At 69.3% G+C, this 9,822-nt stretch carries 12 protein-coding genes; 4 read left to right on the forward strand and 8 right to left on the reverse strand.

The features are described from left to right. Positions 1-97 precede the first annotated feature (97 nt). From ACPT94_RS26545 to ACPT94_RS26565, 5 genes are all read right to left on the reverse strand, one after another. Positions 98-421, reverse strand: a complete 324-nt coding sequence (locus ACPT94_RS26545; protein ID WP_360350627.1) for a MoaF-related domain-containing protein — start codon at positions 419-421, stop codon at positions 98-100. Between the two features lie 53 nt (positions 422-474). Then, complete coding sequence (locus tag ACPT94_RS26550) at positions 475-1,236, reverse strand: nuclear transport factor 2 family protein (RefSeq protein ID WP_425246993.1); 762 nt, start codon at positions 1,234-1,236, stop codon at positions 475-477. A gap of 244 nt (positions 1,237-1,480) precedes the next feature. Beyond that, the gene (locus tag ACPT94_RS26555; RefSeq protein WP_425246994.1) at positions 1,481-2,347 is read right to left on the reverse strand and encodes an SDR family oxidoreductase; all 867 of its coding nucleotides are present in this window, start codon (positions 2,345-2,347) and stop codon (positions 1,481-1,483) included. A gap of 63 nt (positions 2,348-2,410) precedes the next feature. Continuing rightward, a complete protein-coding gene (locus ACPT94_RS26560) occupies positions 2,411-3,277 on the reverse strand; it encodes an SIR2 family NAD-dependent protein deacylase (protein ID WP_425246995.1) in 867 nt (288 codons plus the stop codon). Then, positions 3,274-3,426, reverse strand: coding sequence for a hypothetical protein (locus ACPT94_RS26565; RefSeq protein ID WP_360350639.1), 153 nt, complete (start codon positions 3,424-3,426; stop codon positions 3,274-3,276). Before ACPT94_RS26565 ends, ACPT94_RS26560 begins: the two co-directional genes overlap by 4 nt. A gap of 180 nt (positions 3,427-3,606) precedes the next feature. Between ACPT94_RS26565 and ACPT94_RS26570 the strand changes: the two genes are divergently transcribed. Further along, complete coding sequence (locus tag ACPT94_RS26570) at positions 3,607-4,536, forward strand: helix-turn-helix domain-containing protein (RefSeq protein ID WP_360350642.1); 930 nt, start codon at positions 3,607-3,609, stop codon at positions 4,534-4,536. 295 nt (positions 4,537-4,831) lie between these two features. Beyond that, positions 4,832-5,269 (forward strand): nuclear transport factor 2 family protein, encoded by a 438-nt coding sequence (locus ACPT94_RS26575; protein ID WP_360350645.1) that lies wholly within the window; start codon positions 4,832-4,834, stop codon positions 5,267-5,269. 83 nt (positions 5,270-5,352) lie between these two features. Here ACPT94_RS26575 and ACPT94_RS26580 read toward each other — a convergent pair whose 3' ends face one another. The 3 genes from ACPT94_RS26580 to ACPT94_RS26590 all read right to left on the reverse strand — a co-directional run bounded on the left by ACPT94_RS26580 (position 5,353) and on the right by ACPT94_RS26590 (position 7,596). Next, positions 5,353-6,132 (reverse strand): SDR family NAD(P)-dependent oxidoreductase, encoded by a 780-nt coding sequence (locus ACPT94_RS26580; protein WP_360350647.1) that lies wholly within the window; start codon positions 6,130-6,132, stop codon positions 5,353-5,355. A 108-nt stretch (positions 6,133-6,240) separates the two neighbouring features. Beyond that, positions 6,241-6,759 carry a nuclear transport factor 2 family protein gene (locus tag ACPT94_RS26585; RefSeq protein WP_360350650.1) on the reverse strand — a complete coding sequence of 173 codons (519 nt, stop codon included), beginning with the start codon at positions 6,757-6,759 and terminating at the stop codon, positions 6,241-6,243. Positions 6,760-6,792: 33 nt separating this feature from the next. Continuing rightward, positions 6,793-7,596 carry an NAD(P)-dependent oxidoreductase gene (locus tag ACPT94_RS26590; protein ID WP_360350693.1) on the reverse strand — a complete coding sequence of 268 codons (804 nt, stop codon included), beginning with the start codon at positions 7,594-7,596 and terminating at the stop codon, positions 6,793-6,795. Positions 7,597-7,740: 144 nt separating this feature from the next. Here ACPT94_RS26590 and ACPT94_RS26595 point away from each other — a divergent pair, with 144 nt between their 5' ends. Both ACPT94_RS26595 and ACPT94_RS26600 read left to right on the forward strand, forming a co-directional pair. After that, positions 7,741-8,571 carry a helix-turn-helix transcriptional regulator gene (locus tag ACPT94_RS26595; protein WP_360350652.1) on the forward strand — a complete coding sequence of 277 codons (831 nt, stop codon included), beginning with the start codon at positions 7,741-7,743 and terminating at the stop codon, positions 8,569-8,571. 100 nt (positions 8,572-8,671) lie between these two features. Continuing rightward, positions 8,672-9,022: a transposase family protein gene (locus ACPT94_RS26600; protein WP_360350655.1), complete on the forward strand. Its 351-nt coding sequence runs from the start codon at positions 8,672-8,674 to the stop codon at positions 9,020-9,022. The last annotated feature ends 800 nt before the right edge of the window (positions 9,023-9,822 follow it).

The raw sequence follows: 9,822 nt of genomic DNA on the forward strand, positions 1-9,822 counted from the left end.
ATCATCAACGGCTCCGGTGGGGCGGGTGAACGAGGCGTGCCGATGGCCCGCCCCCGCGCGTCGGTGCGCGCGAGGCCGGGCCATCGGCGGGGGTGGATCACATCTCTTCGAGTGTGCCGACGTGCAGTTCGCCGATACGGCCCTCGGGGGTGTCGTAGGTCCAGAAGGCGTGGACCGTAAGGGTGCTGAGGTTCATCGCGTGGGTGACGGTCATGCCGGACTCCTCCACCCAGCCGAGCAGGAAGACGTCAGGGGCGATTTCGGCCGCGTGCAGCGTGACGTCCTCGCTCGCGCCGGTGATGGGGCCGGCGACGGTCTCGTAGTGCAGCGTGGTGCCGTCGGGGCTGTAGGTGTTGTGGAAGACGACGCCGTTGTCGACGCTGAACTTGTACGTCTTTCCTGCGTAGGCGAGGTTGCTCATGCCTTTGCGCTCCGTCGACGTGTTCGGTGATCCGGGGGCGGTGTGCGGGCCGGTCAGAACAGGCCGTTGCCGTGGGGCAGTTCGGCCGGGACGGGTGCGACGACGTCCCAGTGCTCGACGATCTTGCCGTCCGCGACACGGAAGAGGTCGTAGTAGGCGACGGGTACGCCGAACTCACCTTCGGACTGCGTCAGGACGAACTCGCCCTCGGCGATGACCTTGTGGACCTTCTTGTAGGCGAGGTTCTTGCCCTGTTCGGCCCACTTGGCCGCGGCCGCTCCGAAGCCGTAGAGGCCGTCGGCGGCATCGGTGTTGTGCTGGTGGTAGGTCTCGGTGGAGATGTAGTCGGTGAGCACCGAGTAGTCGGCGCCGACGAGGACCTTCTCGGCGAACTCGGCCACCAGGGCACGGTTGGCGTCGGTCTTGTCGGTCTCGGTGACCTCGGTGGGGCCGTCGGTCTGGGAGCGGCCGGAGACGGTGTCCTTGACCTGCGGGGTGAGGGCGTCCCAGTGCTCGGCCAGCTTGCCGTCGGCGTCGACGCGGAAGATGTCGAACCCGACGAGCGGGTCAGGACCGAAGCCGTGGTAGGTGCCGTGCAGGGCGACCAGGTCGCCGTCGGCGATGACCCTGGCGTCTTCGTAGCGGAAGTCGTCACCCAGGCCGGCGACGAGCCCGCGTAGGGCCTCGGGGCCGTCGGCGGCGAGCGCGCTGTGCTGCTTGTAGTCCGTGGCCACCCAGCGGCCCACGGCGGAGGGGTCCTTGTCGCCGAACAGCTCGGTGGCGGCCTGAAGGACGGTGTTCTTCGCGTTGCTCATGACTGTCTCCCTTGCTTGGGGACCTGGCCAGGGCGGACCGGTGGTCCAGCGGCGATGTGTTCAAACTACGTCAACGGCACCCAACCAATCGGCAGGAATAGCGACTATTGATGGTCAAAAAGCGACAGGCTTCTTTTGCTGAGGGTGTCGGGAAGGGGTCGTAGTAGCCGGATTGGTCGTGCGCGCAGCCCTTTCTGCGTGCCTGCCGGTCGGCGGGCAGGAGTGGTGCCCACGGCCGTGCGGGTCATCCCCCTGCGGCGCGGACGACCTCGGCGAGGGGCGTGGCGGGGTGGCCGGTGAGGCGGGGTACGGCGTCGCTGACGCCGTCGAGTTCGCCGTTCGCGATGGCCGTGTAGGTGGACACCCAGGCGTCCAGCTGCCACGGCGGGGCGCCGTAGGAGGAGCGGGAGGCGTAGGCCTCATCGACCGTCTCCGGTTGGTAGGTGACGGGGCGTCCGAGCTGCTCGGACAGGATTGCGGCCGCTTCGTCCAGCGTCAGGGACTCGGGCCCGGTCAGGTCGTAGGCGAGGCCCGCATGGTCGTCGGGCCAGGACAGCACCGAGGCGGCGGCGTCGGCGATGTCGTCCTGGCCGACGAACGCGGCGCGTCCGTGCCCGGCCGGGCCACGGATGACGCCGTCCTCGCCGACGAGGTCGGGGACGAACTCCGCGTAGAAGTTGTCCCGGAGGAAGGTGTACGACAGGCCGCTCGCGCGGATGTGCTGCTCGGTGTGGAAGTGGTCGCGCGCCAGGGTGAAGGTGGCGTCGGGGGCGGCGCCGTAGAAGGAGACGTACACCAGGTGCCGGACACCCGCCTCCGCGACGGCATCGACGAACGTTTTGTGCTGGGCGAGCCGGTCGGCGGTTTCGGAGGCGGAGACCATGAAGACGGTGCGAGTGCCGGTGAGGGCTTCCCGCACGGCGTCCTGGTCGGCGTAGTCGCCTCGCACCGCTACCGAGCCGGGAAGCCGTGGAGCGCGTGCCGGGTTGCGGGCCAGGAGCTTTTGCGGGACGTTCCGCTCGGCCAGTCGCCGGGCGACGCGCCCGCCGAGTCGGCCGGTGGAGCCGGTGACGGCGATCGCGGGGACGGATACGTCGGATACCTGGGACATGGTGACTTCTCTTCCTATGGAGACTTCTCTTCCTGTGGTGGCGGAGGCGCGCTGCCCCGGATGTCAGAGGTCGAGCCCGTCGAGGAGCCGGTCCGCTCCGAGGGGAACGGACAGTGCTCGTTCGCCGAGGTCCGAGGGAACGTCGGGATGGTCGGGATTGATCCGGACGAGGCGGGCCCGAGGAGTCTGGCGCACCAGGCTCTCCATGGGGTGGCGAATCACGCCGGGAGTATTGAATCCGGCCCCGATTTCCAGCACGAGCAAGGTGCCGTCCGTTGGCGCGTCGTCGAGCCACTGCACCAGCCGCCGCCCCGCGGGCAGATAGGCGTCGTCGACGAACTCCGGACCGACACGGACGTTGGGAAAGACGTCGGCGCCGCAGCGGGGGCAGCACGGCAGGGCCCGAGGGTCGGTCACCCGACCGGTGTCGCGGTCGTATGCGGCGAGGATCGTGTCGAGGAACGGTCTGCTGGGCCAGGTGTCCCGTGAGCAGGGGACCGTGCACTGGAGACGGCCGTAGTCGCCCTGCGGGGTGAAGACCCGGTCCGCCTCGAAGCCGTTGCGGGCGAAGAGGGCGTCGACGTTGGACGTCATCACCCAGTGGTCGCGGTCGCCGACCAGCTCCCTCAGCTTGCGGTAGAGGGGATTGGGGTCGGGGTGGTAGCGGATGTCGTCGATGTGGACGGCCCAGTAGCCCCACATCATGTCCTGCGGCAGGGGCACGCCGAGCAGGTAGCGCGAGCGCAGGCCGAGCCGGTACAGCGCAGGGAACAGTTCCCTGAAGCGTTCGGTGTCGCCGTAGTCGTAGCCGGCGGCCGCGCTCAGACCCGCGCCGGCCGCGATCAGGACCCGGTCGGCCTCTTCCACCCAGGCACGGATCGTCTCATATGGCGGTGCGGTCGAGACGGGAGTGTTGTTCATGGCACTCATGACGCGCAGGTTCCTTCCAGTGCCACGGACATCCCGTGCATGTACTCGTCGAAGACCGTGGTCAGCTCCTCGACACCGGTCAGCGGACCGCCCAGCCGGTGGTGGTTTCCGCCTGCGGTGCCCAGCAGCAGGGCCGGGTAGCTCTCCAAGCTCAGGCGGCGGACGGCGCGCAGCTCGGCCCTCGCTCGCGCGCGCGTGACGGCCGACCCTCTCTCCTGTCGTCGCCACGTGCCGTCCTTTCCGATTCCGCCAGGGAGATGTTCCGTTTCCGAAGCGGCACGACCAACGTACGAAGAATGGGCACGGAAAGCCGGATAAAGTTCCGACTGATGATGGCCAAAAAACGACACGGATCCTTGCGTGAGATCCCCGAGGTCGCGTTCGCCGCGCCCGCGGGCAGGCCCGCCGGCGTCGAGGTCATGTCGCTGGCCGAGCTACGGCGGCGCGTCTCCGAGCGCACCCTCGTGCGACCCCAGCGCCCCGACTTTCATCACCTGCTCACTCTTACCGAGGGCGATCTCTGGCACGTCGTCGATTTCCACGGCTACGCCCTGCGGCCGGGCTCCTGGCTGTGGGTGCGCCCGGGGCAGGTGCATCAGTGGGGCGACCTCACCAAGGCCGAGGGCACTCTGATCCTCTTCCAGCAGGACGTGCTGGACCCGGCCACGGCGACGGCCGCCCGGGTCGATGACCCCCACTCACCGGCCGTCATCACCCCCGTCGCCGCCGACGCCGAGGCGGTGACCATGGCCGCGGAGCACCTGAGCCGCGAGTTCCACTCGCTCGGTCACCTGCCTCTTGAAGTGCATATGGCGGCTCTGCGCCACCTCCTCGCCGTCCTCCTGCTGCGGCTGGCGCATCTCACTGTCCCGGTCGGCAGTCCCGCTCCGGAGCCGGACGAAACCTACCTGCGGTTCCGTGACGCGGTCGAACGGCACTTCACCGCCACCCGACGGGTGGAGGACTACGCCCACATGCTCGGCTATTCGGGACGCACCCTCGCCCGGGCGACCCTGGCCAACGCTGGGCTCAGCGCCAAGGAGTTCATCGACCGCCGGGTCGTGCTGGAGGCCAAGCGTCTGCTGGCGCACGGCGACGAGACCGCCGCCCAGATCTCGGACCGCCTCGGCTTCGTCACGCCCTCCCAGTTCAGCAAGTACTTCATGCAACGCACGGGCCGTTCCCCGATCGACTTCCGCAACGGGGTCCAAGGACGCGCCGAGGGCCCCGGGCCGTCGGCGGCCCTCGGCCAGGGGTAGTGGCACCGCGCAGAGACGACTGTTGCGCATCTCCCATCCCCGCCGAGCGGACGAACGAGTCGTGTTTTGACCATCAGGACACCGTTCAGGCATCGCCGTCGCCGCTGTCGAAGGGGAGCATTGATACAGCTCAGGCTGCCAAGCGCGAGAGATCACTACGCCGTCGGCAGCCGCCATTCCCCTCTCGATATGCAGAAAAAGCAAAGGCGATCTTCAAACGAACCGCTCAGTTCGCATCTCTCTGGCCGCAGCCGCCGTCGCACTCGTGGCGGGCACGGTGATCGTTCCTTGTGCGTTGGCCACGCCCGAGCACGGCACGCCGACGCGTTCGACGAGCCGGCTTTCCGCCCAGGAACTGCGCAACCAGAAGGCCGCTGTGGCCCTGCTGGACCAGGCCTTCAACCAGCACCGGCCGGGCAAGGCCGCCGAGAAGTACATCAGCGCCGACACCTACATCCAGCACAACCCGAACTTCGGCAACGGCCGCGATGCCTTCGTCACCGGTGTCACGGGCTACCTCCAGCAGTTCCCGGACGCCTTGCTGACTTTCGAGCGGACTGTCACCCAGGGCGACCTCGTGGTCGTGCAGGGCTTGGCGAAGACGTCGGCCGAGGACCGCGGCACGGTCGAGGTGGACACCTTCCGCTTCGACCGGCACGGCAGGATCGTCGAGCACTGGGACGCCCTCCAGGCGGTCGCGGAGAAGAGCGCCAACGGCAACCCGCAGGTCTGACCCGCCAGGACCACCACAACGCCCGCACCTCCATGGGGGTTCCCCGGTCCCGGCCGGCCGGAGTCGGCCGGCCGGAGTCGCGGTCAGCGGGCCCGGTAGCGGGAGGCGAGTTCGGGGCTCTGTCCGCCGAAGGCGGCGAGGTCGGCCTTGAAGACCGCGTCGAGGAGCGCTGCGTCCTCGACGCCGGGGGCGCAGACGACCTCGCCGAGTTCGAGGCCGCGCAGCCCGGCGGTGACGACGTCCTCGGCGCTCATGCGCGGCACGGCACTCAGGTCGAGGCCCTGACGCGTGTGGAACTCGGTGGCGACGACACCGGGGCACAGCACCTGGACTTGGACGCCGGTGTCCTCCAGTTCGGCGCTGAGGGTCTGTGACATGGCCACGAGGTGGGCCAGCGAGCCGGCGTAGACGGCGCGGCGGGGCATGACGGACTTGACGGCGGGGCCGCTGAAAGCGATCATCCCAGCCACGTTGATGATCTTTCCGTCGCCGCGTTCCTGCATGCCGGCGACGGCGGCGCGGGTGAGCATGGTGGGGGCGACCACCTTGACGTGGACGAGTTCACGGGCCTTGTCGGCGGGCAGTTGGGCCAGCGGCATGTAGTGGGCGACGCCGGCGTTGTTGACGAGCATCGTCAGCGGCTCACTGGCGCAGATCTCGGCGACAGTGTCGACGCCGACGTCGGTGGACAGGTCGGCTGCGACGGTGCGGACCGTGACGTCGGGCTGGGCAGCGGCGAACTCCTCGAGGCGGTCCGTGTTGCGGCCGACGACGATCAGGTCGTAGCCGTCCGCGGCGAGGCGCTCGGCGAATGCCTTGCCGATGCCGGAGGTGGTGCCGGTGACGAGGGCGAGCTTGCTCATGAGTGCTGTTCCTTTTCGGGGATCGGCCGACGTGGCCGGGATGGTGGGGCTCTTCCGGAGCCAGGTGTGTTCGGAGCGGTACTGCCCGGCGACGACGTCGGGGGGTCGTCACCGAGGTGGTGATCGTCGACGGTGCAGCCCTTGCGGTGCAGGTACCAGGCCAGGAACCGGTAGGACGGCCGGTAGCCGGCCAGTTCGGCCAGGTCGACGGCGAGCCGGGTGTCCGGCAGGACCGGGACGAGGGTGTCCTTCTCGTAGATCGAGGTGATCCGCGCGATGCGCCACAGTCCGTCGGTGCCGCGCTGGGCGGTACTGCGAGCGGCAGGCGGAGGCCAGGTCCGCTTCCATTCCGTCGAGGTTGATGCGCCACTCGATGACCAGCGGCAGCTCGACCAGGGCCCGGTCACCGTCGATCCGAACGACGGGCGGGCTGTGCCGGTGCACCGCGTGTTCGCCGCGCCCGGCCATGCCGCGGGTCTGGCGGACGTAGTCGGCGCCGCTGCCGGTGAACCAGCTCTTCCGGACGATCGAGTCGTCGGCGAAGCAGGTGGCCATGTCCTCGTATCGGCGGCGGTCCCGACTCTGGCGTTCGCGGAACACCAGCTGTGTCACTTCTTCCGCAGACATGGGGCTTCCTTGGGAGAGGGAACGAGTCGTCGTTCATCCGTTGATGCGGTGCAGCAACTGGGCAAGCCCGCGGGCGCCGGCCAGGCCACGGCCGGTGACGGCCGTGGAGTCGATTCCGGCCTCGCGCATGGCCTGGTCGAACAGCTCCATGTCCACTGTTTCCACGGCGGAGAGATGGTCCACGTTGTCGGGCCGCACCATGGTGTTCAGCAGGGACAACGCCGCGCTGGCGGCACTGCCCAGCTTGAGGACCTCTGTCAGCCGACCGGCGTCCAGCTTCAGCTCGGTGGCCAGTTCGACGATCTCCCCGATCGCGGCCTGGTTCATCATCAGCAGCGCGTTGTCGAACAGCCTCGCCGTCTGCCCCGCGCCGGCCTCGCCCAGCTGCACCACGTGGCGGGAGAAGGACCGGAACACGGGCGTGCAGCGCTCGGCCGCCGACAGCGGACCGCCGACCATGGTGGTCAGTCGGCGCTCCTCGGCGGCCGGACGGCCGCCGCTGACTGGTGCGTCCAGCACCTCGACATCGTGCTTCGCGCACAGCTGGGTCAGTCGGACAGCGTTGCCGGGCAGCCCCGTGCCGTGGTTGACGACGACGGTGCCGGGGCGCAGCTCCTGAAGCATCTGGTCGGCCACCTGCAGGATGTCGGCGTCGGTGCGCACGCACAGGCAGACGATGTCGCAGGCGGCAGCCAGCTGTCCGGCCGTGTCGTGCCGCCGGTGGAGGACCTTGCCCAGGCCGGCCAGGGATGCGGGGCGCCGGGCCCAGGCGTGCAGAGGGAAGCCTGCTTCGGCGATCGCGGTGGCCATGGGCAGGCCCTGGTCACCCAGTCCGATGAACCCACGACGGGTCGTGCAGGAGTTCGTGTTGCTGTCATGCCTCCACGGTCAGCGGGAAATGCCTGGTCAGGTAGTAGACCCGCTTTCCTGGGAATGGCGGTACCAGGACAGGCAACCGTCTCTCTTGCCACAATCAAGGGCATGGCGACCACAGAACTCGGCGCAACCTTGCGCCACTGGCGGGACCGGGTCTCGCCCCAGGCCGTCGGCTTGCCCGCGGGCGGACGCAGGCGCGCCGCCGGTCTGCGCCGTGAGGAACTGTCCCAGCTGGCCGGTATCTCCGCCGACTACATCGTCCGGCTGGAACAGGGACGAGCCGCCAGCCCTTCACCCCAGGTCGTCGGGGTCCTGGCTCGCGCTCTGCGACTCACCCAGGACGAGCGAGCCCACCTCTTTCGTCTGGCCGGCCTCGTCCCGCCCGGCCCCGGCACGGTCCCGCAGCACATCACCCCTGGCGTCCACCGCATGCTGGACCGCCTTGCCGGTACACCCGTCGCCGTCTTCGACGCCGCCTGGACCCAGCTGCTCGCCAACCCCCTCTACACGGCACTCATGGGTGAATGGCACGGCGATGACCTCAACGCGGTCTGGCGCAACTTCGTCAACCCCCGAAGCCGCGTGCGCCACACCCCCGAATCCAGGGGCGCCCTGCAGGTGGCGCACGTTGCCGACCTGCGCCGCACCGCCGGCCGCTACCCCGACGACCCGAACCTCAAGTCCCTCATCGCCGAACTGCGCTGCCGCAGCGCCGAGTTCGACACGCTTTGGGAGTCAGGCGCCGTCGGCGAGCACCGGGCCGCCCGCAAGACCGTCGACCATCCCCAGGTCGGCGCACTGACCCTGGACTGCGACGTGCTCAGCGTCGCCGGCAGCGATCTCCGCATCATGGTCTACACCGCCCAGCCCGGCACCGAGGACGCCGACCGCCTGGCGCTCCTGAATGCCATAGGGATGCAGTCCCTCATCGGGTAACGCGCCGGGAGCCCTCCGCTCGTGGGCCGGGCCTTGAAGGGAGGCCGAGCGCCTCGCGATGCGGAATCCGAAGGCCTGATTGAACTGAAACCGTGTCCGCATGCCATCTTCCCTGATCTCCACGCTCGCCCGCCAAGGCGCCCGCATGCCAGGCGGTCTCCTGGACGACGCCACCGCGCTCGTCTCCCTCGCCGAGGTCCTCGACGCGATCCCGGACCCGCGAAGCTGCCGGGGACGCCGCTACCGCCTCAGCCCGCTCCTGGTCCTGTGCTTGGTGGCCGTCCTGGCCGGGGCCGCCGGCTGGGCCGGGATCACACGCTTCGCCGCCGGCCTCGACCCCGCCACACGGGCCCAGATCGGCCTGGTCCGTGGCATCCCCGGGGCCACCACCGTCGCCCGACTGCTCCGACGCCTCAACGGCGACGTCCTCGACGACGCCCTGGGCGCCTGACGCGTCTATGTTCTGACGGACCTGACCATGCACCAGGCCACCCCGGCCCAGCTTGCCGAGCACGTGGCGAGCACTGGGGCGTTGAAGCTCTGCACCACCTGCGCGACGTCACCCTCCGCGAGGACGCTTCCAAGATCCGCACGGGCTCATCAGGGCGCCGGGCAGCCGTTCGGCGGGCAGTTCGTCGCGCATGAGGCCTGTGGTGCTGCTCATGGGCGGGTGCTGCCTGGTGATGTCGAAGAACGGTGAGCCGGGACGCACTCCCGGACCGTGCGTCGACACCAGGGAGAACGAAGCCGAACCCCGAGCCAACCAAATGACCCAAAACAGCCGGGTCGATGAGTACCAGGGTACTGCTCTGCTTCGTCCGAAAGGTGGCCGGACAGCGTCCCTCGCCACGTGCGGCAAAGGCCCTGGCCATGAGTGGGCGCCGCCGTGCAGGAGTTCTCCGCGTGCTTCGGGAGGAGGGCGACCAGTACCGGAGTATGAGGCGGCAGTGGCGTATTCGCTTCCCTGGTGCCGTAGGCGGCCGGATTTCCGCGCCTAGCGTGATGGACGGGTCACGCAGACCCACCCAGTTCTCGTCAGCCGTCCCGTTGTTTCCCAGGTGGGAGTACCTCTGTGGCCACCTTCCTCTACAGACTCGGCCGGTTCGCTTGCCCGTCCGGCCCTGTCGGGGCTGTGGTCGTCGCCCTGGCCTGGCGGTCGCCATCGACCGGGGAGCCGTCCCTTCAGTCGCCGTGCGGGGGGGCGGGGTTGCCCCACCACCCCCCCCCCGGCGCCCCCCAACAACAGAGAAA

It is taken from the genome of Streptomyces aurantiaciflavus, assembly GCF_049808595.1.
GTDB lineage: Bacteria > Actinomycetota > Actinomycetes > Streptomycetales > Streptomycetaceae > Streptomyces.

Coding starts and splice junctions, on each gene's coding strand:
- ACPT94_RS26545 (WP_360350627.1), bottom strand. CDS start 421: ATGAGCAACCTCGCCTACGCAGGAAAGACGTACAAGTTCAGCGTCGAC.
- ACPT94_RS26550 (WP_425246993.1), bottom strand. CDS start 1,236: ATGAGCAACGCGAAGAACACCGTCCTTCAGGCCGCCACCGAGCTGTTC.
- ACPT94_RS26555 (WP_425246994.1), bottom strand. CDS start 2,347: ATGTCCCAGGTATCCGACGTATCCGTCCCCGCGATCGCCGTCACCGGC.
- ACPT94_RS26560 (WP_425246995.1), bottom strand. CDS start 3,277: ATGAGTGCCATGAACAACACTCCCGTCTCGACCGCACCGCCATATGAG.
- ACPT94_RS26570 (WP_360350642.1), top strand. CDS start 3,607: ATGATGGCCAAAAAACGACACGGATCCTTGCGTGAGATCCCCGAGGTC.
- ACPT94_RS26580 (WP_360350647.1), bottom strand. CDS start 6,132: ATGAGCAAGCTCGCCCTCGTCACCGGCACCACCTCCGGCATCGGCAAG.
- ACPT94_RS26585 (WP_360350650.1), bottom strand. CDS start 6,759: ATGTCTGCGGAAGAAGTGACACAGCTGGTGTTCCGCGAACGCCAGAGT.
- ACPT94_RS26595 (WP_360350652.1), top strand. CDS start 7,741: ATGGCGACCACAGAACTCGGCGCAACCTTGCGCCACTGGCGGGACCGG.
- ACPT94_RS26600 (WP_360350655.1), top strand. CDS start 8,672: ATGCCATCTTCCCTGATCTCCACGCTCGCCCGCCAAGGCGCCCGCATG.